The organism is Bacillus sp. SJS, assembly GCF_000732485.2.
Taxonomy (GTDB): Bacteria; Bacillota; Bacilli; order Bacillales; family Bacillaceae; genus Metabacillus_B; species Metabacillus_B sediminis.
This window is the reverse complement of sequence record NZ_JAQV02000031.1, coordinates 470807-494959: the sequence shown is the minus strand read 5'-3', so window position 1 is coordinate 494959 and position 24153 is coordinate 470807. Positions and strand designations below refer to the sequence as shown.

The window sequence follows — 24153 nt, the reverse complement described above, 5'->3', positions numbered from 1 at the left end:
GTATGGGTTGGCTCTTTTAAGATTTTGCGTTAAAATAGTAGAAGATTTTTACTTGTATATACCGGCAAGGAGGAAGACAAGTGGCCACTTCAGCGAATATTAATTTAGATAATTTCAAGGATTTAGTCCTTCAGAAGGCATACAGCGATCAAAGCTTTATTTCATTTAGGGGAAATAAACAGGATTTGACGAACTGGAGGAAGAAACTAATTGAGATCTATGCAAATTCATTAACCCTGTCATCAGACAAATCAGCAGATGAAGTTAAGAAATGGGGGAAGGAATTTGCGAACAAGCTGGTAGAACTTGGCTTGCCGCTTGATGCAGCGATTGTTGAGATGAGGACTGCCAAGCAGAATATTGGGGAACTCCTTAAAGAAGAAGCAAACAAGCAAGAGCTGACGATTAATGAATATCATTCAATCTATTCCATTTTTGATAGAGTAGTAGACCAATCGGTTGAGCTTGTTTCCATTTGTTATATGAAAGCGCATGATGAAAAAATTTCTTCTGCCCAGCATGCAGTAGATGAGCTTTCCATTCCTGTAGTGAAAATTGAAGAAGGAATTGGAATTCTGCCCGTTATTGGAGACATTGACACAAGAAGAGCCCAGCTATTAATGGTTACAGCTCTTGAGAAGAGTGCAGAATTTAAACTGGAGTATTTAATTCTTGATCTTTCAGGAGTTCCGGTTATCGATACAATGGTGGCACAGCAAATATTCCAGGTTCTGGAAGCTCTTAGGATATCAGGAGTAACCAGCAAAATCAGCGGCATTCGTCCTGAGCTTGCCATTACAATGACTCAGTTAGGTGTGAACTTTGAAGTGCAATCCTTCTCAAGCCTGCATCAGGCAATCGCAAGCATAAAAGAATAATGAGAAAGACTCCCGGATCCGGGAGTCTTTTTTTGGTTCTTTTCACTTACTTAAGTTGGAGGGTGCATGGACTTTTGGTATGTAAAGGATGCATTTACCATATTTTTTTGTGCTTTTGACCTTTGAAAAATCAGTGATTTAGGTCTATGGAATTTTCTTTGAATAAAACCGATATTTAAAATACATCAATTAATTTTATATCGGAGGAAATAAGATGTTAGCCTTGCATACAGAAACCATGGCCTATAATTACAATGATATGCTTACCATTTGGGTGAAGGTAACAAAAAAAAGCAAATCCTATTCAGCCGTAGCGCAGCATCCCATCAAAAGAAACAAGTATGCAAGAGCCACTCATTCGATTAAGGAAAAAGCCATTGAAGAAGCCGTTAGAAAAGTGACGATGCAAAAATAAATAGATAAAACATTATTTTTGCTGGCAGATAGATGGAAAATCAATGAATGCCTGAAACAGAAAGAGAATTCATTAACAGAATTTAACTGCCTATCAGCCATTTATTCTTCAGTTCGTTTAAAAATCTTAACGCTTCCTTATTTTTTAACAGCAGGTTTTTAGTTCCTGGGGACTCGGTTACCCAAGGAGATTTAATAGAGGAAGAAACTGTACGTTTTTGCATATCATCACCGCTTTTTCTTGTTTTAGGAAAGGCTGGAGGGCTGTCAGCGCCATGTTGGGAGGACTCACCCATTATTATCACTATATGCTTTAAGCATAAAAAAAGACGCTTAGGAAATAATCCCAGCGTCTATATTATGAAGAAAATCGCGTTTTCTTATACTCGGAGAGCAATTTGCTGTTGGCTTCAAGCAGGCGTTTAGTCTGGGGTGACATCGTAACAGAAGGTGCTTTAATGCTTGATTTTTTCACACGTTTCATCCTGTTGTCCCCGAAGTCGTGCTCAATGGTTTTTGGATTCATTATGAACCACCGCCTTTTAGGTTCTTTTAATAAATTATATCATACATATGAATTAAAGAAAGAAAAAGGAGACAATCCGATTCATTCACTTCATCAGCAGCAGCTTTAATCTTTAATACAAATGTAACTCCCTGAATTTCAATCGGGATTAAAGCTGTCTTTTCTTCAGGCCGATAGACAATTTCATTTCGCTCAAGTGCGGAACGAATGCTTCCTTTTCTTTCAATCACACCCAGTAGCTGTTCCTTTTCCTGATCTGTATCAAACGAATGGAAGGAAGCGGTCAAATCATTCTTTTCTGCAAATAATTGAATCAGTTCATCCAGCCCCTGCATGTATTCCGCAATACCCCCTTGATAGAGATTGATGGAAACATGCTGGAGGAGGTTTGCAAATGTTTTCAGGCGATGGTTGTTCTCTTGGACAAGCCTGACGTTCTCCTCTAATACCTCTGTATGCCGTTCAAGTTCGTTCACTCCAAGCTTTTTAATATACATACCGAGAAACAGGAAAGCATCAATTAAAACAAAAACTCCAAAGACAATCAGATAGTTTTTCCAATCGGAGAATAAGGATGCAGGGTGCGCTGTCCAGAATACGGCAGCTCCCAGCAAGAATAGCACATACCATGTCTTCCGGATTGATTCAGAAGCTTTCTTTACCCGATCCTCCCAAATCCAATGTGAAATACCGTAAAATGCCAGTAAACAAAGCACAAACCAAACCAGTCCTTGATAAAAAAGAATCATAAACTATTTTTTTTGGAAGCCTTTCGTTCTAAAATCATTAAGGCGCTCTCCTCCCTTTCCTGTCTGCTTATTCGACAAAAATCAAGGAAAACCCTACTTCTTAAAAAGAATTTCTTTATTTCAAAAGTTATTGCAAGGCAAGTAAGCACTCATATATATGGCAGATTGTTGAAGAGGGTAAGGAGAAAGGAAATGGAAATTCCGGAAAAACGGAAAATTCCGTTTTTCCGGAAGGGGGGTATTGTTTTTTCCGGAATTTCGGAATTTGTTGTGGGTTCTTTTTTTACAAAGCTTTTTTAACCATGCACTCTGTCTATGGTTTATGGCTTTTTTTTGAATAGTTGTCCAAATGTGATTGGTTGGCACGCTTCTTGCTACTATAGTTTATAAGTTGGTTGAAAGCGCTTTCTTTCCAACCGGCGACATAGAAGGAAAAGGGGGATATATGTGGAAATCGTTATTATTTTATTGTCTTTAAGTTTGCTTATGTTTGTAGCGTACAGAGGATTTTCAGTCATTTTGTTTGCTCCGATTTGTGCACTTTTTGCCGTATTGCTAACAGATCCAAGCTTCGTACTTCCATTTTTCTCAAACATTTTTATGGAAAAGATGGTTGGTTTTATCAAACTGTATTTCCCGGTCTTTTTATTAGGGGCGATTTTTGGAAAAGTCGTGGAGATGTCCGGCTTGGCTGAAACGATAGCTAAGACAATCGTGAAGCTGGTAGGAGCGAAAAGAGCAATTCTTGCCATCGTGCTGATGGGGGCAATTCTTACTTACAGCGGTGTCAGCCTGTTTGTAGTTGTATTTGCTGTCTATCCGTTTGCTAAGAACCTGTTCATTCAAGCAGACATTCCAAAACGTCTTATTCCCGGTACGATTGCACTTGGTGCATTTACTTTCACGATGGATGCACTTCCGGGAACACCTCAGATTCAAAACGTTATCCCAACAACTTTCTTCAAAACGGACATTTATGCAGCACCTGTTCTGGGGATTGTTGGAGCTGTTTTTGTTTTGACACTTGGTATGCTTTATTTGGAATCCCGCCGTAAAAAAGCGGAAAAGGCTGGCGAAGGCTATGCAGGATTTGCGTCCGAGCTGGCTGCTGGATCTGAATCTGATCTTGCTCTTGAAAAAGAGGCGGCCGCAGTGTCTGCCAATACAGATTCTTCAACGGCAAGGCAGATTCTTGCATTTGTCCCGCTTATTCTTGTTGGCGTGATGAACAAATTTTTCACGGTTTCCTTTCCTATGTGGTATCCGGATGGTTTTGATTTTACGGCCATTGGTCTTGAGGCATTCGGAAAAATCGAGCTTTCATCCGTTGTAGCGATCTGGTCTGTTGAACTTGCCTTGCTCATCGGAATTCTTGCGACCTTTGCATTTAATTGGAAAGCTGTTACATCCAATATTCAGGAAGGTCTGAATGCTGGAATTGGCGGAGCCCTTCTTGCAGCCATGAATACTGGAGCAGAGTATGGGTTTGGAGGAGTGATCTCCGCATTGCCTGGATTCAAAACCGTTAGTTCTGGTATTTCCAGCACATTTACCGATCCGCTTGTGAACGGTGCGGTTACAACCACCACATTAGCAGGTATCACGGGTTCTGCATCGGGCGGTATGGGAATTGCGCTGAGTGCAATGTCAGAGACGTACCTGCAAGCAATTGAAAAGTACAATATTCCGCCTGAGGTCATGCACAGGGTCATTTCTATGGCTTCCGGCGGTATGGATACGCTGCCGCACAACGGAGCGGTTATTACCTTGCTTGCTGTTACAGGGTTAACACATCGCCAGTCCTATCGAGATATCTTTGCGATCACGATTATTAAGACCCTTGCCGTTTTTGTCATCATCGGTCTTTACAGTTTAACTGGTTTAGTCTAACAAACAGCATCAGGAAAGGGGAAACTCATGGGTAAAGGAAAAATTCTTACATCTTTTGAAGAAGCGATTGAACCGATACAGGATGGCGCAACATTGATTGTTGGTGGATTCGGTCTATGCGGTATTCCTGAAAAAAGCATTCTTGCCTTGCAGGAAAAAGGAGTGAAAAACCTGACTGTCGTCAGCAACAATTGCGGGGTGGATGACTGGGGACTTGGTTTGCTCCTGGCCAATAATCAAATAAAAAAGATGATGTCTTCCTATGTAGGAGAAAACAAGATATTCGAACGCCAGTTTTTAAGCGGAGAGCTGGAGGTTGAACTTATTCCTCAAGGAACACTGGCTGAGAGAATGCGAGCTGGAGGAGCCGGAATTCCCGGCTTCTACACAGCTACAGGTGTTGGAACAAAAGTAGCGGAAGGAAAAGAACATAAGGAGTTTGACGGGAAAACGTATATTCTCGAACGCGGTATCATCGGGGATTTTGCTCTAGTTAAAGCATGGAAGGCAGATTCTCTAGGAAATCTCGTGTTTAGAAAAACCTCGAGGAACTTTAATCCTGTTGCTGCTATGGCTGGAAAGATTACCATTGCCGAGGTTGAAGAGATTGTAGAAGCTGGCGAGCTTGACCCGGATGAAATCCATACGCCGGGAATTTACGTCCAGCACGTACTCCTTGGGGAAAATTACGAAAAGCGCATCGAGCGGCGAACCGTACTACAGGCACAGTAAAGGGAGGCAGAATGCAATGATGGAAAATCGCCAAAAAATGGTCAAGAGAGCCGTAAAAGAAATCAGAGACGGCATGAACGTAAACCTGGGGATTGGCATGCCGACACTTGTAGCCAATGAAATCCCTGCTGATTATAATGTTTTGCTTCAGTCAGAAAATGGACTTCTCGGAATTGGACCATATCCTGTTGAAGGAGCAGAAGATCCTGACTTGATTAATGCCGGTAAAGAAACGGTAACGGCCGTCCCTGGCTCCTCTTATTTTGATAGTGCAGAATCCTTCGCCATGATACGCGGCGGCCACATCGATCTGGCCATACTTGGAGGCATGGAGGTATCCGAGGAAGGGGATCTGGCTAACTGGATGATCCCGGGGAAAATGATTAAAGGAATGGGCGGCGCCATGGATTTGGTGAATGGTGCGAAAAGAATTATCGTCATTATGGAGCATGTAAATAAACATGGCGAGTCCAAAGTGAAATCAGCATGTACTCTGCCTTTGACAGGAAAGCAAGTCGTACATCGACTTATTACAGATTTGGCTGTTTTTGATTTCCATTCAGGAAGAATGGAACTGGTGGAACTTCAGGAAGGGATTTCGATTGAAGAGGTGAAGGAAAAAACAGAAGCCTCTTTTACCATCAGCCAAAATTTATTGACGGCCCACTAAAATCACATGGAAAAGGAGCCAGGCATGGAACGCTTACTAGAAAAGAAAGTGGCCCTGATCACAGGTGCAGCGAGCGGGATCGGATTTGAAATTGCGAAAGAATTCGCTTCCCAGGGTGCAGCAGTAATCGTATCTGATCTAAAGGCAGAATCAGCAGAAAAGGCAGCTAGTCAATTAAGAGAGGCAGGCGGAGAAGCAATTTCTGCTGTGTGTGATGTAACAAAAGAAGAGCATATTGCTGCAGCCATTGAAACGGTTATGGAAACGTACGGCCGTCTCGATATTCTCATAAATAATGCAGGGCTGCAGTATGTTTCTCCGATTGAAGAATTTCCGACAGATCGATTTGAATTTTTGATTAAGGTGATGCTGACAGCTCCTTTCATCGCTACGAAGCACGCATTTCCAATTATGAAAAAGCAAAGGTTTGGCCGGATCATCAATATGGCATCCATAAATGGGCTGATTGGCTTTGCAGGCAAAGCTGCATACAACAGTGCCAAGCATGGAGTAATCGGCCTGACAAAAGTATCCGCTCTTGAAGGCGCAGAGCATGGAATTACTGTTAATGCTATTTGCCCCGGATATGTGGATACACCTCTTGTACGCAATCAGCTCTCGGATCTCGCTAGAACGAGAAATGTAGAACTGGAGAAGGTGCTTGAAGAAGTCATCTATCCGCTTGTCCCGCAAAAAAGGCTGCTCGATGTCCAGGAAATCGCCGATTATGCCGTATTTCTTGCAAGTGAAAAGGCAAAAGGAGTAACTGGTCAGGCTGTTGTATTAGATGGCGGCTATACGGTGCAATGAAAAAAAGGAACTCCGTCGATGGAGTTCCTTTTTCTATGGTGAATAAATTTTAGTCAATGCTCAAGTTTCTCGTAAAAACGGTGGTTTCTGTCGAATAGCTTGACCTCCAACTGGACTGAATGATCTGCTGTAAGGACAAGTTCTTTGCTGGCCTGTGTAATGCTTCCATTTGCTTCGTGTACGTCAAAATTGAACTTATACTTACCGGACTTTAATGGAATCTCCTTTTTCAAATCCTCTATTTCTGAATAACTGAATGGAACAGATGAATCGTCAGTATCAACGACGGTTATTTTAACACCTGTTATCTCTTCTGCTATCATTCTCGCGGAAACCCTTCGATCCGCTGCTTCCGTGTAGAGTTTAGGAGGCAGCTGGTTTTTTCGTGTGATATTTTTATCTAAATAATCTCTGGGAATAGATTGGGAGATGTACCATCTCTCCATTAGATACAATTTTTCATTTGGAAAACGCGTCTCAGAAAATTGAATCCATGCTTGCACTTTTTCATCAGGTATTCCTGCTGCGTAAAACGGCTGAACACGGCTGATGAGATTAAAGCTGCCAATCCGGTCTATTGCATAATTAGGGGCGTCAGCCGGAGTGTTCCACGGATGTTCCATGGTGTACTCATTATAAAGCCACTTTCCAATTTCCACGTCAGCTTTCATCCATTTTTCATTGCCCCAGACCTGTGCGAGCTGGTAGAGCATATTGCCTGAATAACCGCCGTAATTCGTATCTTCCACAAGAGGAAGGTTTTGAGTCAATGGAAGGGATCCATTTTTCTTTTGCAAAGCAAGAACAGCTCCAACCTCATTCATAACAATGTCCTTTGCCAGCGGACTTTGATAAAATCTGGACTTTGGCTCCCAGTATAATTCAGAAAACAGGGATGCCACCTGTAAATTTTGATTCGGATTAATTTCCAGCGGTCCTGTTTCACCTTTATCTGATATTCCATATGGAAATACTGTAAATCCAAGATTTTTGCCGCGCGGGACCTGCTGCATCCATTTTTCTGCCTGGCTGTCAACGAATCTTAATACTTCAGGCAGCTGCGTATATTGATAGGCTTCCAGCAAACCTCGGCCATCTCTCGCAAACTGATCGCGGTACCACCAGCCTGTATTTTGATATTCTGGAGATTGAAACCGCCCCTTTTTAAAATAGTACCTTTCATATAAAGGCAGCATATCCTGAACCATTTTTTTATAATCCTGCTCACCTGTCAAATGATAAAGAAATCCTAAATGTTTAGGAAGATACCCTAAGTATTTTGTGTTCCCGGCAAGAGTCCAGGGATCCTTGCGGATAAATTCTTTCTTTTCTCCTTCACTTAGTACAGCCCAATTTGTTTTAAGTTCTGTGAGTTTAGGAAAAAGGAAAGCTGGTTCATTGGCATTGAAGGTTTTTTTCAGTTTTGAATAGTCATTTTCTAGCTGAATTCGCTTCTCAATTAAAGTTTGAGTGGTTTTGACACTTAATAGCTGATAGTTTCCTGCGGCTTTAATTGCCCTGCTCCGTTCCTCGAGACGAGACAATTTTGCAAAATCAGGACCGGCATTTTCAAGACTGGCCTGCTTAAAGCGGTTATCAATCATATTCATCAGCCTATATTGCGAGACCTCATAAATTGTCCGCTCCTTCGCAATTTTAGCCGGCCGTACATATTGGGCACTCAAATTTGAGCGATTTAGTCTGCCAGGGACGCGGCCTATCGCTGCTTCTGTCTGTTTAAGCTGGAGTGTAAAGGAATCATAGTTTGCGTTTATTAAATTAAGATCACCTGCAGCGATAAGTGAATTAAAATGCTCTGTTGCTTTTTTGAGCTTTTCACCTTGAACAGATGCGCTGCTGTATTGGGTAATAGCGGATGCCAAAGGAGTCGTGCTGAGTAATGAGAGAGCGGCGATTAGAAGAATGGCAGCAAGCAAATATTGGATGATTTTTTTCAAAAGTGAAAATCCTTCCTTTCAAACTGAGAAACTAGTAACAGGTGCTATCTGTTACTGAAATAGTATAGCACCATTTTATTTTAGCAGCAGAAAAATTTGAAACAAAATGGGAAGAGATTTTATTAGCTGTTTTTATTGATTTCCCCAGGCTTATGTAAGTATGATAGATTCAATATATTGAAAGCGTTAACAAATGGAGGGGCAGAAAAATGAAGGGACTTATCGAACTGATCCCATCGGAATGGCTTGAAGAAGTAATCAATCTGGCTGCGGAGTGCACGGTCGTTGTGGATCATAACGGAATCATTCTTTACATAAACAATGCATACTGCGAATTTCTTCATGTATCAGCCGAGGAAGCGATTGGAAAACCCGTCCAGGATATAATTGAAAATTCCAGGATGCAGATTGTCGCAAAATCCGGGAAGGCTGAAGTTGCATCAATCCATCCGATTAATGGAAGTGAAATGGTGGCTAATCGTTATCCCCTTTTTGTTGGAGGGGAACTTGTGGGAGCAGTGGGGACCGTGATGTTCCGGAATCCCAAGGAGTGGCTGGACTACTCAAGGAAGCTGCAGCCGTTAATGGAAGAACTGAACTATTATAAAAATCGATTTGAAAAAGAACTTCATAGTAAATATCATTTTGGGGATCTGATTGGAGAGAGCGGGAAATTTAGAGAAGCAAAGATTCTTGCAGAGCGAGTTTCGGACAGTCATTCAGCTGTTCTTCTGCTCGGTGAATCAGGAACCGGTAAAGAATTATTTGCCCATGCTATCCATCATTCAAGCGGAAGAAGATACGCACCGTTTATGAGATTGAACTGCGCTTCAATTCCAGAACATTTATTTGAATCTGAAATTTTCGGATATGAAGAAGGTTCTTTTACAGGTGCCAAAAAGGGAGGAAAGAAAGGGAAGTTTGAGCTTGCGAATAAAGGCACGATTTTTCTGGATGAAATAGGGGATCTCCCTCTGCAAATGCAAAGTAAATTATTAAGGGTGCTTCAGGAGAAAGAGATTGAAAGAATTGGAGCAAGAGCACCTGTCAGGATTGATGTGCGCATCATTGCAGCCACGCACCGGAACCTGGAAGAAATGGTCGAAAAGGGATTGTTTCGCCAGGATCTCTATTACCGCCTTAATGTAATAAAAATTGATATTCCATCATTAAGGGAGAGAAGAGAGGACATAGCGCCTGTCAGTGCCGTTCTGCTCAAAAAGCTGGAAGGAAAGTTTCACCGTCAAGGTCTCGAGCTTTCCGAAGAGGCTACCCGCTGTCTCGAACAGCATAGCTGGCCAGGTAACATCCGTGAACTGGAAAACGTTCTGGAGCGCGCAGTGAATGTGCTGGATGGACCCATTATTTTGCCGAAGCATTTGCCTCTTTATTTAAGAGGAGAAGAAAGACCGGTGTCCTCTGTCCCTCCTGATTCTTCATTATTTTCCGGCCAGCCCTCTCAAGTAATTCCTTTAAAAGAGACGGTTTTGCACGCAGAGAAATTAGCCATTATTCATGCTTTAAATAAGACGCAGGGAAATAAAGTGGCAGCAGCAAAGCTATTAGAAATTGGAAAGACGAGTTTATATGATAAATGCAAGCAATATTCAATAAAATGAATGTAAATTTAATAGAAGGAAAAAACATTACTTTAGAACTAATTCACATGATCTATGTAAAAAAGGCTCATGCAACCTTTCTTATCCAGGAATTTCTTCGGAAGGATAGATGGAAACATCCTTTATCAGGATTTGTCGAATTCTGAAATTCAAGATAAATGGCTAAGGAAAATTGAATCGGAATTAGAAAAAAATGTATCAAAAGATCTAATTTTGTATAGATATTCATAGGCGTGATTAATCAAATCGTCATTTTATTTACACTGAAGCGTGTAAAATTTACAAGAATTACATAGAAAAACCAGGAACATTGATATATATTTTTTACGAGGATTTTACCAAAGGAGGATAAATAATGAAAAGGAATTCGAAGTGGTTCGTTCAATTAACGATCGTATTTGCAATGATTTTAAGTTTGCTTGCACCGGGTTCTATAAGTGTCTCCAAAGCAGCAGATACCTTAACCGTAGCAGATGCCATCGCCAACAACAATGGTCAGACAGCGGCTGTTGAGGGGTATATTGTAGCTCACACAACAGGTGCAAAATCAGTAAAATATGACCCGCCTTTTGGTAACGATTACAATGTTGCGATTGCGGACAGCAGCACAGAGAAAGATGTAAACAAAATGGTCTCTGTCCAGCTGCCAGCAAGCTTCCGGGCAAAGTTTGGTCTTCAAACCAATCCAGCAAACATTGGAAAAAAGATTCAAATAACAGGCGAACTTCTTGCTTATAATGGAATGCCAGGAATAAAAAATGCCAGCAGCATGGTATTTTCTGATGACACCAGTGTACCTCCCGGAGCTGAAGAAAAGACCATTGCAAGTGCGCGTGTACTGCCTAAAGGTACATCTGCATCCGTTATTGGAACGGTAACCGCTATATTTACAGCAGGCGGCAAAAACAATGTGTTCATTCAAGATGCTACTGCCGGACTTGTTGTAAGAGCGGCAAGTTTGGACTCAAAAGTAAAGATTGGAGATAAAATCAAAGCTGCTGGGCCTGTTAATGATTATTTCGGAATGCCGCAGCTTGAACCGGCTAATCTTGAATCGGTAGAGATTGTACAGGCAAATGCTGGCGTTCCAGCTCCGCAGATTATTTCTTCACAGGATTTGAATGAGGAAACAGAGGGAGAAATTGTAACAGTAAAGAATATATCCGCTGGTACAAAAGATAGCAATGGAAACATTGCTGCCTCGGACTCTATAGGTAAATTTGTCATCAAGCCTGCTGACAGCTCTTTGTTAGAATCCGGGAAGTCTTATGATTCGATCACTGGAGTGATTGATTATAATTTTAACGAATACAAGCTTGTTCCAAGAAGTGCAGAGGATATTATAGAGGATGCTTCAGCTGTTCGTCCAGTTACTGCGAACCCTGCATCCGGTTTTGTGAAAAAAGGCACTGAAGTAACGCTCTCAACAGAAACACAGGGAGCAGCGATCCATTACACATTGGACGGCAGCCAGCCGACCGCTCAATCCGCAAAATACACTGAAGCAATCAAGATTGAGAAAGATACGGTTGTGAAAGCAATCGCTATGAAAACTGGATTGAATTCCAGTGAAGCAGCAGAATTTGACTATAGAATTCAAAAAGATGCGGTAAGAATTCATGATATACAGAGTGAGAGCCATACATCTCCTTTTAACGGACAAACCGTAGCCGATGTGGAAGGAATTGTCACACACGTTGCAGACAGCAGTAATTTTTACATGCAGGATTTGAAGCCGGATGATAATAAAAATACATCAGAGGGAATTCTTGTTTACAAAAAGTCCCATGGATTAAAAGCCGGAGACGTAGTTAAGGCAAGCGGACAGGTAAAAGAGTGGGTATTGGAAGGCTACAGCGAAAAGCTTCAAACGGATTTAGCTATGACAGAAATCAATGCCTCTGCAATCACAAAAGTTTCCTCAGGAAGCGCTTTGCCGGAACCGGTTGTAATCGGTAAAGACCGCGTCGCTCCTGCAGAAGTCATTGACAACGATCAATTTGCAGCCTTCGATCCGGATGAAGACGGTATTGATTTTTACGAAAGTCTTGAGGGAATGAGAGTAGCCGTTGAAAATCCTAAAGTGGTGGCTCCTCAAAACTATGGTGAACTTGTCGTTGTGCCGGGAAATGTGAAAACAAATACGAAAAGCGGCGGGCTTCGGGCAGAAAAAACAGATTTTAATCCTGAACGCCTTCATATTGACATCAATGATGAATCGTTCCTTGCTAAAACTGGAGATTATTTTGAGGGAACAATAAATGGGGTGATGAGCTACGGTTTCAGCAACTACAAAATGTTAAGCCCAAGCAGTGACCTTCCTAAATTTATTTCTGGTAAAACGGAAAGAGAAACGACTTCTATTAAAAGCAAAAAAGATGAACTTACTGTTGCTTCCTATAATGTAGAAAATTTCTCTCCGGCGGACAGTGATGAAAAAGTAACGAAGTTAGCACAAGCAATTGTTAAAAACCTAAAGAATCCTGACATTGTGGGATTAACTGAAATGCAGGATAATGATGGACCAGCAGATACAGGAACGACAGCAGCTGACGAAAGCTTCAAAAAGCTTATTGATAAAATTAAAGCTCTTGGCGGTCCGGAATACGCTTTTACAGATATTGCTCCCGAAGATAAAAAAGATGGCGGACAGCCGGGAGGAAACATTCGTGTAGGTTTTCTCTATAACAAAAAACGTGTTACCCTGGCACCTGGAACAAAGGGTACAGCTACGCAGGCTGTTGGTTATGAAAAAGGAAAACTTACATTAAATCCTGGACGTATTGATCCTATGAACAAAGCATTCGAATCAAGCAGAAAACCGCTTGCAGCACAATTTAAATTCGGCGGTGAAAATGTCATCGTCATTGCTAATCATTTCAACTCAAAAGGCGGAGATGAGCCGCTGTTCGGTAAAAATCAGCCGCCGCTGCTAAAGAGTGAAGCTCAACGGCATCAAATTGCGGGAATTGTTAATTCTTTCGTTAAAGATATTAAAAAGAAGGATCCGCAAGCCAGCGTAATTGCTCTTGGAGACTTTAATGATTTTGAGTTCTCAAAAACGTTCGAGATTTTAAAAGGATCTGAACTTAGCAACATGGTAGAAAAAATCAAACCTGAAGAAAGATATTCTTATACGTATCAAGGGAATTCTCAAGTGCTAGATCACATCCTGGTTTCTAAGCACCTTGCTGCAACGACTAAAGCGGATATTGTTCACATTAACTCCTCTTTCATGGAACAGCAAGGCCGAGCAAGTGATCATGATCCCCTTCTGATACAAGTTGATTTCAGCTCAAAGAAAAGAATATGCAGTATTCTGGAGCAGCTTCCAGACTCTTACAAAGACCAGTACGATGATTTGTGTTCCCGGTAAAACTTACGAAGACCTGCTGATCGTCAGCAGGTCTTTTTTGTGCTGATGTGCTGGTTGAAGCTGTACTTGAGAAAAAAATAGGGGTGGCTGCAATCCTGCAAAATTCTAGGACTGTCAGCTGATTACGATAAAATTAAATTTGATATTGAACTTTTCAGCAGAGAAATAACGATCGAACGCTCCTCTACACTTCCCCGGTTTTAGCAGTCATTTTTCTCTTCGAAATAACGATTCCTTTATTTAATGGGATCGATAATGTACTAATCAGTGTTTACGCTATTAAGGAATATAGGCTTGGAGAGTTTGGTGTAGGACTCTTCTACGGATCACTCGGAGCAGGACTTATGCTCAGCTTTCTCGTGAGTCCCCGGATCTATTGCCGCCATATTGAGATTGGATTGGGCGCCCTTATAGCAGAAGGAATTTTTCTTGGGTTATTAAGCAGTACTGCATCCGCTGCTGCAGCTGTTATCTTATTCATCATGATGGGATTTGCTTCAGGCATTGGGAATACCTGTTTTGACTCCATGGTTATGAAGGAATGTCCGAAAATGCATCAGGGGCTCATTTTCGGCTTGCTTGCAACACTATCTAACACCATTTTAGGGATTTCTATGTTTGGAGCAGGCATGCTTTTAGAGTGGATCCCTAATCGAATCCTGGGCTTGATAGGTGCCGTTGGCTTTATTGCAGCAGGTGTGATGTTATTGGCATTTAATAAACAAATATCAAACAAAACTGAAAATAGCTTAAAAAAGCCTGTTTGACCTATTGATTAAACAGGGTATCGTATCTATAAATACACATTGATAATCAGCAGATTAAAATCGCCGCAGGCTGTAATGGAGGAGGGGCAGATATGATTGGTGAAACGAATAATCAAAGCAGTCCAATGACGGCGGAGGCTGCTGTACTTCTCTATAAAACAGACAAGGTTGGGGAATTTCTAAATATTTTTCCGGAAACAAGTTTAATTTTTCCAAAAACTGACCTTGCTGATACTCGTTTTTCCATACAATTAAAAAAGGCAGCATTAGACCTCGAGCATACAGAGAGAGAATTAAAAAAACTCGGGCTTGAACTTAAACAGGAAATGAATAAATCCCTTAAGGTCCTGGAGAGGATAGGATGAAGAAAAAAGATCAAGAGCTTTCAAGACTTCAGCTCGAAGTGGAAAAAGCAGAAGTATCCGCTACCGAAGCTACGAGGATTCTTAATGCGATGTTTGATTCTGATTATCCTGACAGCCATTTGACATCGACCGACTCTATTGAACACCTTAAAGAACAAATGGATGCCAATATCATTCATTACCGGTCGAAACTGAATACTGTAAAAAAACTGCTCTCAGAAGCGAACAGTCAAAAGAGATAAGAATTGACTGGCTTTTGGGTCAGTTTTTTTTATGCTCTATTCCAGTATTGAATATTGGAATTAAAGACCTATTAAAGACATGTCTCTAAATAGTAAACTGTATATAAATCAGAAAATTTCGTGAATGTCGAGGAGGGAAAGCTATGAAAACCATTCAGCAGCTTGAGGAGAGAATGACAAGTCCATCCGGCGCTCTCGTGCAGGAAATGAAAAAAATGAAGGGGGACGTAATCATCCTCGGGGCAGGAGGAAAGATGGGGCCAACGCTTGCTAAACTTGCAAAAAACGCAATCAAAGACGGAGGAGGCAAGCAGCGGGTCATTGCTGTATCCCGTTTTTCTGGGAGTGAAGTCAGAGCAGATCTTGAAAAGAACGGAGTGGAGACAATTTCCGCTGATCTTTTGAAGGATGAGCAGCTAAAGGGATTGCCCTTATCAGAAAATGTGATTTATATGGCGGGCAATAAATTTGGGACGAAAGGGAATGAGCATTTTACATGGGCTATGAATACTTATTTGCCTGGCAGGATCGCCGAGCACTATAGGAATTCAAGAATTGTTTCCTTTTCAACAGGAAATGTTTATCCGCTTACAGAAATTTTTAAAGGCGGACCTACAGAGGAACATGATCCGGGACCTGTTGGTGAATATGCGCAATCAAGTCTGGGAAGAGAACGGATTTTTACTTATTTTTCCCACCAATATGGGATTCCAATGGTGCATTTTCGCTTGAATTATGCAATTGATCTGCGTTATGGGGTTTTACTCGAAATAGCAAAAGCGGTGAAATCTGGGAAAGCCATTGATGTGACGATGGGCCAGGTTAATGTAATATGGCAGGGGGATGCCAACGAAATGGCAATCCGTTCTTTATCCATCTGTCAGTCACCCCCTTGTATTCTTAATGTGACTGGTCCGGAAACGGTCAGCATCCGCTGGCTTGCCGGGGAGTTTGGGAAAAGATTTAATGAAAAGCCGCTTTTTATAGGGGAAGAACAAACGACCGCGTTAATCAGCAATGCTTCTAAAGCTCATCAGCTATTCGGTTATCCAAGTGTGACGCTGCTGCAAATGATCAATTGGACTGCGGAATGGGTGAAATCAAATGGTGAAACGATCAATAAACCTACTCATTTTCAGGAACGTCAGGGGGCCTATTAATTTGGATCAGTCAAAATGGACATTATTAAGGGAAGGAACGGTTATTCCGGCTCATCCACTTGCGTTAACAGCTGACCGGAAGCTTGACGAAGAACACCAGCGAGCCCTTACCCGCTATTATATGGCCAGCGGAGCAGGGGGAATCGCTGTAGGAGTTCATACAACTCAATTTGAAATCCGTGAACCCGGTATCAATTTGCTTGAGCCAGTTCTTCGGATGGCAGCTGAAGAAGCAGAAAAAATCAGCCGGCCTTTTTTGAAAATTGCTGGTGTTTGCGGTCCTACAGAGCAGGCTTTGTATGAAGCAGAGCTAGCGAAGAGCCTTGGCTACGATCTTGTCCTTGTAAGCAACGGGGGATTGATTCATCAATCGGAAATCGAATTGATGGAGAGGACTAGACAAATTAGCGAAATTCTTCCTGTATTCGGATTCTATCTGCAGCCTTCAGTAGGGGGACGTATATTTTCATACGAATTCTGGAGAGAAATGGCTGAGATTCCCGGAGTGGCAGCAATAAAAATGGCTCCGTTTAACAGATATCAAACACTTGATGTAGCACGTGCTGTTTGTCATTCAAGCAGGTGTAAAGACATTGCTCTTTATACCGGAAATGATGACAGTATTGTGACAGATCTGCTTACCTTGTTTCGTTTCAATATAGATGGGCAAATCGTAGAGAAGGAAGTGGCCGGAGGCTTACTCGGACATTGGGCAGTATGGACAAAACAGGCAGTTGGGCTTCTTGAGAGGATCAAAATTGCAAGGCGAACGGGTGAGGGATTTAAAGACCTATTTGCTCTGGGAACACAAATCACGGATGCAAATGCCGCGTTCTTTGATCCTGCCCATCAATTCAGCGGATGTATTGCTGGAATTAATGAGGTTTTGAAACGACAGGGATTACTGAAGGGAAACTGGTGCCTGAATGAATCCGAACAGCTAAGTCCGGGACAATCAGAAGAAATCAGCCGGGTCTATATCAGCTATCCTCATTTAAATGACGATCGATTCGTTCATTCTCAGCTGAACGAATGGACTGCGGCTAAGTAGGGGGAAAGAGATTTGAAACAGCCAATAATCATTGGCATTATCGGTCCGCATGAAGTCGGTGAGAATATTAGAAAAGCGATAAAAGACTTCCCTTCCCTGAAGCCTATATTTAGACTGTCTGACCGGGTCGAGGATGTTTCTCTTTTTGCAGCTGAACTGATGGAGAAAACAGACATTCTTTTATTCTCTGGAAAAAAACCGTATCTGCAAGCATTCAAGGAATATAAATTTAATTTGCCAGTTCACTATATTCCTTTAAAAGGCTCAGGTCTATATCGTTCGCTGCACAGGTTGAAAAATAAAACAGGTGATCTGTCAAAGCTATCAATTGATACTTTATCCTCTCAACAGGTGGAGTCTGTGCTTCATGAACTGGATGAAACATCAAGTATCATTAAAGTGATAGACCTCCCGAATGCTGAAACACACAAAAATAATGTAGATTCAGGATTGTGCACCGGGGTTTTGACAGGGATTAAGTCAGTTGCCGAGGAGCTTGAAATGGCAGGAATCCATGCAGAGTGGGTTACACCTACAAAGGGAGACATTGTGGTAGCACTGGAGCGTGCATTGCTCTCTTCGGAAAAAAGAAAAAGCCTTGAAGCCCAAATTGTGATCGGCACGATTCGAATTAGTGATTTTAAACGTGTTAGGGAAGGTGCTTCATCAGAGCACGATTATCAGCGTGAAAAGCTTAAGCTCCACGCTGACATTTTGGACTATGCAGAAAGCCTTGAGGCTCATCTTACTTATTTAGGGGGAGAGCATTATGTTTTTGTCACAACACGAGGAGCATTTGAACGTGTAACAGAAGGCTATAAATTTATTCCGATTCTTGAAGAAGCTAAACAAAAGTACGAAAGGATGCTCTCAATGGGGATTGGCTTTGGGTATACGGCAAGCGAGGCTGGTGAGCATTCGAGAATTGCTTTAAGACAGGCATCAGAGTATGGAATGAATCAATGTTTTATTGTACGGGAGGATAAAAGTGCAGTTGGACCAATTGAGATGGCAAGTCCTCTGGTGTATCAGCTTTCCTCTTCCGATGCTGAAATGATAAACAGAGCGAAAAGAGCAGGGATGTCAGCCGTCCATCTGGAGCGGATGCTCGCTAAAATGCATCGTACAGAAAAAGAATTTTACACAGCCCAGGACATGTCTTCCATTTTAAATGTTACAATACGAACGGCCCATCGGATCTTGCTGCAATGGACAGAAGCAGGCATTGCAGCAGCGGCAGGGGAAGAAAAGCTGAAAACAAAAGGCCGGCCCCGGCAGCTTTATAAGATTTTCATTGAAGAAAAGCAGGAAGGCAGCTATTGAGAATATGGCGGCCTTTTCATGTGAATTCAAGACAGGATTTCTCTTAACCATTCATAGAATACATCGATTTGGAAGAAACAGATTATGATAAAATGAAAGTAAAACCGGACCATTGCCGGAATGCCCATTACTTAAATTTTTCATATTTACAGGTGTTCAATAGAAAAAATACTGAAGGTGGTAGTTTTTAATGAAAAAAACCGTAAAAGTCGTAGGAGCGGTCATACATAATGATCAAAACCAAATTCTATGCGCTCTGCGTTCTCCTGAAATGTCACTGCCTGACTATTGGGAGTTTCCTGGCGGGAAAATTGAAGATGGGGAAAGCCCGGAAGAAAGTCTTGTTCGTGAAATAGAAGAAGAGCTTGGGTGCAGAATACATGTAAAAGAAAAAATTGTGGATGTTTTACACGAATACGACAAGGTTATTGTGAATTTATTAACCTATCATGCATCCATTGTTTCAGGAAATCCTGAAGCGAAGGAGCATGCAGAATTAAGATGGACGGCTGTGGAGGCGCTTAATGAATTGGAATGGGCGCCGGCAGATATTCCCACCGTCCTTCACTTGAACAATAGGAACTAAAAGGCAGAGCCGGGAATATGTATTCCGCCTCTTATTCTGTCATGCAAACTGTTACAAGATTACAGAACGTTTCAAAGAGATAACATTTGGACGGAAATGGTTTCTTTTTCATTGCCTGTTCGATACAATGCGAAATGAAGCTATTTTCAAATATTATCGCAGCAGGAGGAGAAAAGATGAAAAAAATAATGTATCCTCTCACCATAGGATTAATGAGTATGGTTTTGGCGGCATGCGGAGCTCAGGATCAGGCAAAAAAGGAAGAACCTAAGAAAACAGAAGAACAGGCTAAAGCAGATCAGCCAAGCCAAAAAGAACAGCAAAAGCAAATGGAAGAAATGCAGAAGAAAATGGAAGCTCAAAAAGTAGATGAAAAGAAAACAGTCGCTACAGTGAACGGTAAGGCAATAACAGGAAGCGACTACAATAGTGTTCTGTCTTCCACTCAAATGCAAATGCAGCAAATGGGCCAGGATCCAACTTCAAAAGAAGCGGAAAAGCAAGTTAAAGATCAGACCGTTAATACGCTGGTCGGTCAGAATATCCTGATGCAGGAAGCTGATAAAAAAGGCTACAAAGCATCTGCTGATGAAGTAAAGAAGCAGATAGATGAAATTAAAAAACAATACAATAATGATGATAAAAAGTTCCAGGAAGCACTTAAGATGCAGGGAATGGACGAAAAGCAGCTTAATGAGCAAGTGGCTCAAAGCATTAAAATGAACCAGTATGTATCAAAAGAAATTCCTGCCCCTAAAGTAACAGACAAAGAGATTGAAGAATATTATAACCAGTTTGCACAGCAGGGCGGACAAGGCGGACAAAAACCGCCTAAGCTTGAGGAAGTTAAACCGCAAATCCAGCAGCAGCTGACCCAGCAAAAGCAAAACGAAGCACTGGGAAAAAAGGTAGAAGAGCTTAAGAAAACAGCTAAGGTAGAAATTAAAATTTAAGAATATGAACTTAAAGGCAAAACGGCCCATAAGATGATATGGGTCGTTTTCCTGTTTTAATAGGGGCAACAATGGGTGCCAATCTCCGTTAGAGGGAATAGACGTTACACTCAAAAAATTTAGCGGACGAGGTCCATAAACAAATCTTCTGGAATGGCATGATGAAGCTGCCATCGAATGCTCATTGGCTTGTCGCCATGACTTGAGACATAATCCACTTCTCCAAGATAAGAAAATGGGAGAGTCATACCGTGCATTTCAGTAAATTTCCTTACGAACAAATGGATGTGAATGCCTCGCTCTTTATGATGGATGTAATTTTGTCCTACAGTTGAAGAATGGGATGTTTGGTTTTGGCTTTGCCAGTGGAAATGCTTTTGATCAATAAAATAGTCTTGATAGTGAAGGTGCTTTTCCACTCGGTCAGACTTGTTCAAATTGATAAACAGCAGGTAATGGCAGCCTGTTTTGCTTACACCCTCGCGCCATGTTCCTTCCGCGACTCCCGCTTCAAATAAAAAGATCAAATCGTTTCTCGTATAATTTTGATAAAGAGAGAGCTTGTCTCCTTTTAAAAACTTTTCAGGATGATACATTCGTCTAAATTCAATAATTCCATAATCAATACGGTCCTTAATGTATTGATATACATAGGGATTCTCTGATAGAGATAAAATCTCTTCTCTCAGCCTCAAAACAGAACCGTCTGATTCCCCTATAACGAGCTTTGTTTTTTTATCCGGTGTGCTCAATCTTAAAAATGACTGCTGGATGATCGTCTGATGGGATGCAAATTTTACAGGCACTCCAAATCTTTTCTCCATGTGCCTCGTAACATCCTCAGCCAGTACATCCTTTTGCAGGAAAGCGAGCTCCAAGGCAATCAGCTCATATGGCCATTTAACGGGAACCATTTTTTCAAGGCGCTCTATTAGGAACAATAAGGTGCGATCATTCAGAATCTCCTCGTCAAATGGGGAAAGATCCTGCATTTTTTCCTTGACCTTGACCCACTTCCCATATTTATGTACAAAGTACCCAAAGCTAGGTGATTGTTCAGAATAGAGAAAGTCCAGAATTTCTGGTGATCGTCCCAGTTCATTTCGGAATTGATGATAAAGCATTTTCAGCATTTCAGAAGAATTCATCTTGATGGAATCAATTCGATCGAGAACTTCTTTTCTTGTGATTGGATCAAGGTCCACGTACGAACCGCCAGGAAGATCAGCAAACTCATGGGTGATGGCAACTCTCAGCGAATCCTTGTCAAATCCTCTCTGATTCATCTGGCCGGAAAGAGCAAGAGGAACAACGAAGGATTTCTGGTAGTTTCCGATAAAATCAAGCACCGTTACAAACTCTTTTCTTGGTACTTTCCTTAATCCGCGTCCAAGCTGCTGAATGAAGATTGCAGATGATTCAGTGGGCCGCAAGAATAAAAGCAAGTTTAGTTTTGGTATATCAATTCCCTCATTGAAAATATCAACTGTAAAAATGAGCTGAAGCGGATGATGATCATCTTCCAGCTTACTGACCATTTCTTTCCGATAGGATATGGAGTGCTCACCTGTGAGAAATGAAGTCACGTATCCTCTTGCATTAAATTCTGTACTCATATATTTGGCATGGGCTATATTTGTACAGAAACCAAGCCCAGTCAGGCGGTCACCGTCATATCCGTAATGTTCCATCATTTCAATAATAAAATCAGTACGGCGATTGGTACTTAACGCTTTAACTAGAGCATCCTCCTGATACAGTCCGTTCCGAAGAGGAATGGAAGAATAATCGATTGTTTGATCCGAAACGCCAAAATAGTGAAAGGGTGCAAGCAATTCAGATTCCAGGGCGTCACGAAGCCTGATTTCATATACAACATTGTGGTCGCAAATGGCCAGTACATCTTTCCCGTCCAGACGTTCTGGTGTTGCAGTCAAACCTAATAAAAAATCAGGTTCAAAGTATTCAAGCACCCTTTTATACGAAGGAGCTTCTGCATGATGAAATTCATCAATAATGATGTAATCGAAAGAGTCTGAATGGAATCGGACCAAGTTATTTTCCCGGTGGAGGGATTGCACAGTACTGAAAACATAACGGTGATCAAATTGCTTCTGTGTTCCCGTTACTTTCCCATATAGCGAGGCATCGGGAATGACCTTCTGAAAAGCAGAGATGGCATTATCAAGCAGTTCTTCCCGGTGGGCGATGAATAACAGCCTGTTTGGTTTTACTGCCTTTACGTCAAACGCAGATAAGTATGTTTTACCCGTTCCGGTTGCTGCAATAATGACTCCTTTTCTGTTGCCTGAGCTGCGGGTCTTCACCAAATTTTCCAGGGCTTTTTTTTGCATGGAATTCGGTATGATGCCAGTTGTATATATAGCAGGAGCCTCTGCAGCAGCGGCAGCCTGTTTATAGGCAAATTGTTCGTAATCATTTCTTGCTCTTTGATAGGACTCGTATTCTGTAATCAAATCGTCAGTTAGAGGAAGACACTTCGGATCCTGCCAGGTGGAATCAAAGACCTTTTTTGTTTGGTCAAAAACAGGGAAATAGGGTGAATCAGGAATTTTTACATTTAGTTCATGCCCATTAATAAGGGCCGAATGAGACAGGTTGGATGAACCGATGATGACGTTATGGAAACCGGAATGCCGGTGGAACAAATAGGCTTTTGTGTGAAATGACTCGGTTTGCGAAGGAAGCACCCGAACTGTTACATTGGAGAAACCCTGTAACCTTCGTAATGCTTTTGCCTCTGTAATCCCCAAATAAGTTGATGTAATAATTCGTACCGGAATTCCTCTTTGTTCCAGTTCAAGCAGCGGCTGTATGAGGAGCTGAAGACCGGACATCCGGATAAAACTAACCATAAACTCTGCAGAATCTGCTGTAAGCATTTCAAATTTCAAGGTTTTAAAGAAGTTTTTAATTGAATGTTTTTCGTTATGCAGTAAATTCAGGCGGGAAAGAAAGAAATCCTGAAAATAAGGCATTTCTTTTCCGTCACGATTGTATGTAACCATGGAAAGCGGAAGCGAAAATTGATCCCCGACATCCTTGAGGAGGCTGGATAATTCCGAAGCTAACCTTGTCATTTCGCTATATTGATCATTTTCTATTAAACTCGTGAATTTTTCGCTTAATCTCCTGGCAGCATGCAGTACAAGAACCTCTATGTATTCTTTTGGAGAGAGCCGCTGGATTACATGTGCTTCCGGATATTCCTTTCCGGTGAGGAATAATTCTTCATGGTATCCATTATTCGATTGCATATAGAACCCCTTTCCTAGTCAGGTCCTATTTTAGCAGCATTTTTTAAATCAAGAAAGATCTGGTAGATAATGAAAAATTCTGATTCCTTGAATGTCAGGTAGGGGGATAACGATATAGAATTTCATCTCCATAGTCCCTTTGCGTCCATACGAATCCTTTTGTTAACGCTGCAGCAACAGTTCCTGCACCTGCAAATTCAAGATAGCTTGCGAATGCTTGGAATGCATCGCCGCTTACCTTTTTTCCCTTTAGAAGATAATAAGCTCCTATGGCCTCAAGGGCTGCTCCAATGGAAATAAGATATTCACCAATAACAATCGAACCAGCAAATGGAAGACTTCCATCAACAAAATTTGCTTCGATTGCAGCTCCGGCTGATTGGACAGAATCGCCTAAAATATCAAGCTTCAATCCAGCCTTTTCATCTCCATTTAAAATAATGATTCCAGCTGCCGCATTTGCAGTATTTCCAGCCGCCTGCAGCCACGCACCTAAGCTTGACATCGTGCGGTTTAGATCGGAAGACAGGGCTATTGCTTGAAGCGCATTGCCTGCAGCTTCGACACCGTTTCCTATTACGACTAATTTTTCCCCTGTGCTATATCCCGGCTCCTCCCCTGCCACAAGTGTTTCCCCAATTGCTGCAATGGCTGTCCCGGCCGTTTGGATCCAGGCACCTGTTATTTCTAAAATCACTTCATATGCTGCCATGTTATCACCTTCTTTTTGAGCCTCTTGCAGTATATTCGCAGACGACCTGAAATGTCTAAACGGTAGGTGGGGAAGTTTGCAGAAAGAGCATGAT

The 24153-nt window shown here is 41.7% G+C and carries 21 protein-coding genes; 16 read left to right on the top strand and 5 right to left on the bottom strand.

The window, feature by feature from the left end:
* Positions 1-80: 80 nt before the first annotated feature.
* Together AS29_RS20010 and AS29_RS20005 are read left to right on the top strand one after the other, a co-directional pair.
* On the top strand, positions 81-878 hold the full coding sequence (locus AS29_RS20010; RefSeq protein ID WP_051860864.1) for an STAS domain-containing protein: 798 nt from the start codon (positions 81-83) through the stop codon (positions 876-878).
* A gap of 214 nt (positions 879-1092) precedes the next feature.
* A complete protein-coding gene (locus AS29_RS20005) occupies positions 1093-1293 on the top strand; it encodes a hypothetical protein (protein WP_035413203.1) in 201 nt (66 codons plus the stop codon).
* A gap of 357 nt (positions 1294-1650) precedes the next feature.
* Here the strand turns inward: AS29_RS20005 and AS29_RS21480 are convergent, their stop codons facing one another.
* Together AS29_RS21480 and AS29_RS19995 are read right to left on the bottom strand one after the other, a co-directional pair.
* The gene (locus AS29_RS21480; RefSeq protein WP_156505996.1) at positions 1651-1818 is read right to left on the bottom strand and encodes a hypothetical protein; all 168 of its coding nucleotides are present in this window, start codon (positions 1816-1818) and stop codon (positions 1651-1653) included.
* Positions 1819-1844: 26 nt separating this feature from the next.
* Positions 1845-2567 carry a type II toxin-antitoxin system SpoIISA family toxin gene (locus AS29_RS19995; protein WP_035413197.1) on the bottom strand — a complete coding sequence of 241 codons (723 nt, stop codon included), beginning with the start codon at positions 2565-2567 and terminating at the stop codon, positions 1845-1847.
* 447 nt (positions 2568-3014) lie between these two features.
* Between AS29_RS19995 and AS29_RS19990 the strand changes: the two genes are divergently transcribed.
* The 4 genes from AS29_RS19990 to AS29_RS19975 are packed head-to-tail and all read left to right on the top strand — an operon-like array spanning position 3015 to position 6669.
* A complete protein-coding gene (locus tag AS29_RS19990; protein ID WP_035413194.1) occupies positions 3015-4457 on the top strand; it encodes a GntP family permease in 1443 nt (480 codons plus the stop codon).
* A gap of 27 nt (positions 4458-4484) precedes the next feature.
* Positions 4485-5189 (top strand): CoA transferase subunit A, encoded by a 705-nt coding sequence (locus AS29_RS19985; RefSeq protein ID WP_035413193.1) that lies wholly within the window; start codon positions 4485-4487, stop codon positions 5187-5189.
* A 16-nt stretch (positions 5190-5205) separates the two neighbouring features.
* Entirely contained in the window at positions 5206-5859 is a 654-nt protein-coding gene (locus AS29_RS19980) for a 3-oxoacid CoA-transferase subunit B (protein WP_035413191.1), read from the top strand.
* A 24-nt stretch (positions 5860-5883) separates the two neighbouring features.
* Positions 5884-6669 (top strand): 3-hydroxybutyrate dehydrogenase, encoded by a 786-nt coding sequence (locus AS29_RS19975; protein WP_035413188.1) that lies wholly within the window; start codon positions 5884-5886, stop codon positions 6667-6669.
* 53 nt (positions 6670-6722) lie between these two features.
* On the opposite strand, the gene AS29_RS19970 is transcribed toward AS29_RS19975, so the two are convergent.
* Positions 6723-8627: a hypothetical protein gene (locus AS29_RS19970; protein ID WP_035413185.1), complete on the bottom strand. Its 1905-nt coding sequence runs from the start codon at positions 8625-8627 to the stop codon at positions 6723-6725.
* 209 nt (positions 8628-8836) lie between these two features.
* Between AS29_RS19970 and AS29_RS19965 the strand changes: the two genes are divergently transcribed.
* From AS29_RS19965 to AS29_RS19920, 10 genes are all read left to right on the top strand, one after another.
* Entirely contained in the window at positions 8837-10246 is a 1410-nt protein-coding gene (locus AS29_RS19965; protein ID WP_035413183.1) for a sigma-54 interaction domain-containing protein, read from the top strand.
* 355 nt (positions 10247-10601) lie between these two features.
* Positions 10602-13622 carry a DUF6359 domain-containing protein gene (locus tag AS29_RS19960; protein ID WP_051860863.1) on the top strand — a complete coding sequence of 1007 codons (3021 nt, stop codon included), beginning with the start codon at positions 10602-10604 and terminating at the stop codon, positions 13620-13622.
* Between the two features lie 344 nt (positions 13623-13966).
* Positions 13967-14389: a hypothetical protein gene (locus AS29_RS19955; RefSeq protein WP_051860862.1), complete on the top strand. Its 423-nt coding sequence runs from the start codon at positions 13967-13969 to the stop codon at positions 14387-14389.
* A 92-nt stretch (positions 14390-14481) separates the two neighbouring features.
* On the top strand, positions 14482-14754 hold the full coding sequence (locus AS29_RS19950; protein WP_035413179.1) for a hypothetical protein: 273 nt from the start codon (positions 14482-14484) through the stop codon (positions 14752-14754).
* Positions 14751-14996 (top strand): hypothetical protein, encoded by a 246-nt coding sequence (locus tag AS29_RS19945; protein WP_035413176.1) that lies wholly within the window; start codon positions 14751-14753, stop codon positions 14994-14996. The genes AS29_RS19950 and AS29_RS19945 overlap by 4 nt, the downstream gene beginning before the upstream one ends.
* Before the next feature lie 143 nt (positions 14997-15139).
* Complete coding sequence (locus tag AS29_RS19940; RefSeq protein WP_035413173.1) at positions 15140-16156, top strand: NAD-dependent epimerase/dehydratase family protein; 1017 nt, start codon at positions 15140-15142, stop codon at positions 16154-16156.
* Complete coding sequence (locus tag AS29_RS19935) at positions 16101-17207, top strand: dihydrodipicolinate synthase family protein (protein WP_442854546.1); 1107 nt, start codon at positions 16101-16103, stop codon at positions 17205-17207. Before AS29_RS19940 ends, AS29_RS19935 begins: the two co-directional genes overlap by 56 nt.
* 12 nt (positions 17208-17219) lie before the next feature.
* Entirely contained in the window at positions 17220-18530 is a 1311-nt protein-coding gene (locus AS29_RS19930) for a hypothetical protein (protein WP_035413169.1), read from the top strand.
* A 190-nt stretch (positions 18531-18720) separates the two neighbouring features.
* The gene (locus tag AS29_RS19925) at positions 18721-19116 is read left to right on the top strand and encodes a (deoxy)nucleoside triphosphate pyrophosphohydrolase (protein WP_035413167.1); all 396 of its coding nucleotides are present in this window, start codon (positions 18721-18723) and stop codon (positions 19114-19116) included.
* Positions 19117-19292: 176 nt separating this feature from the next.
* The gene (locus AS29_RS19920; RefSeq protein WP_035413421.1) at positions 19293-20069 is read left to right on the top strand and encodes a SurA N-terminal domain-containing protein; all 777 of its coding nucleotides are present in this window, start codon (positions 19293-19295) and stop codon (positions 20067-20069) included.
* Positions 20070-20188: 119 nt separating this feature from the next.
* On the opposite strand, the gene AS29_RS19915 is transcribed toward AS29_RS19920, so the two are convergent.
* Together AS29_RS19915 and AS29_RS19910 are read right to left on the bottom strand one after the other, a co-directional pair.
* Positions 20189-23347 (bottom strand): DUF3427 domain-containing protein, encoded by a 3159-nt coding sequence (locus AS29_RS19915; protein WP_035413164.1) that lies wholly within the window; start codon positions 23345-23347, stop codon positions 20189-20191.
* 94 nt (positions 23348-23441) lie between these two features.
* A complete protein-coding gene (locus AS29_RS19910) occupies positions 23442-24059 on the bottom strand; it encodes a DUF6944 family repetitive protein (protein WP_035413161.1) in 618 nt (205 codons plus the stop codon).
* Between the last annotated feature and the right edge of the window lie 94 nt (positions 24060-24153).

Bases quoted from the DNA above. Each gene is read 5' to 3' on its own strand.
- AS29_RS19980 (WP_035413191.1), top strand. From the start codon at position 5,206: ATGATGGAAAATCGCCAAAAAATGGTCAAGAGAGCCGTAAAAGAAATC.
- AS29_RS19935 (WP_442854546.1), top strand. From the start codon at position 16,101: ATGGTGAAACGATCAATAAACCTACTCATTTTCAGGAACGTCAGGGGG.
- AS29_RS19965 (WP_035413183.1), top strand. From the start codon at position 8,837: ATGAAGGGACTTATCGAACTGATCCCATCGGAATGGCTTGAAGAAGTA.
- AS29_RS19950 (WP_035413179.1), top strand. From the start codon at position 14,482: ATGATTGGTGAAACGAATAATCAAAGCAGTCCAATGACGGCGGAGGCT.
- AS29_RS19915 (WP_035413164.1), bottom strand. From the start codon at position 23,347: ATGCAATCGAATAATGGATACCATGAAGAATTATTCCTCACCGGAAAG.
- AS29_RS19995 (WP_035413197.1), bottom strand. From the start codon at position 2,567: ATGATTCTTTTTTATCAAGGACTGGTTTGGTTTGTGCTTTGTTTACTG.
- AS29_RS19940 (WP_035413173.1), top strand. From the start codon at position 15,140: ATGAAAACCATTCAGCAGCTTGAGGAGAGAATGACAAGTCCATCCGGC.
- AS29_RS19960 (WP_051860863.1), top strand. From the start codon at position 10,602: ATGAAAAGGAATTCGAAGTGGTTCGTTCAATTAACGATCGTATTTGCA.
- AS29_RS19985 (WP_035413193.1), top strand. From the start codon at position 4,485: ATGGGTAAAGGAAAAATTCTTACATCTTTTGAAGAAGCGATTGAACCG.
- AS29_RS21480 (WP_156505996.1), bottom strand. From the start codon at position 1,818: ATGAATCCAAAAACCATTGAGCACGACTTCGGGGACAACAGGATGAAA.
- AS29_RS19910 (WP_035413161.1), bottom strand. From the start codon at position 24,059: ATGGCAGCATATGAAGTGATTTTAGAAATAACAGGTGCCTGGATCCAA.
- AS29_RS19945 (WP_035413176.1), top strand. From the start codon at position 14,751: ATGAAGAAAAAAGATCAAGAGCTTTCAAGACTTCAGCTCGAAGTGGAA.
- AS29_RS19975 (WP_035413188.1), top strand. From the start codon at position 5,884: ATGGAACGCTTACTAGAAAAGAAAGTGGCCCTGATCACAGGTGCAGCG.
- AS29_RS19925 (WP_035413167.1), top strand. From the start codon at position 18,721: ATGAAAAAAACCGTAAAAGTCGTAGGAGCGGTCATACATAATGATCAA.
- AS29_RS19920 (WP_035413421.1), top strand. From the start codon at position 19,293: ATGAAAAAAATAATGTATCCTCTCACCATAGGATTAATGAGTATGGTT.
- AS29_RS19955 (WP_051860862.1), top strand. From the start codon at position 13,967: ATGCTCAGCTTTCTCGTGAGTCCCCGGATCTATTGCCGCCATATTGAG.
- AS29_RS20005 (WP_035413203.1), top strand. From the start codon at position 1,093: ATGTTAGCCTTGCATACAGAAACCATGGCCTATAATTACAATGATATG.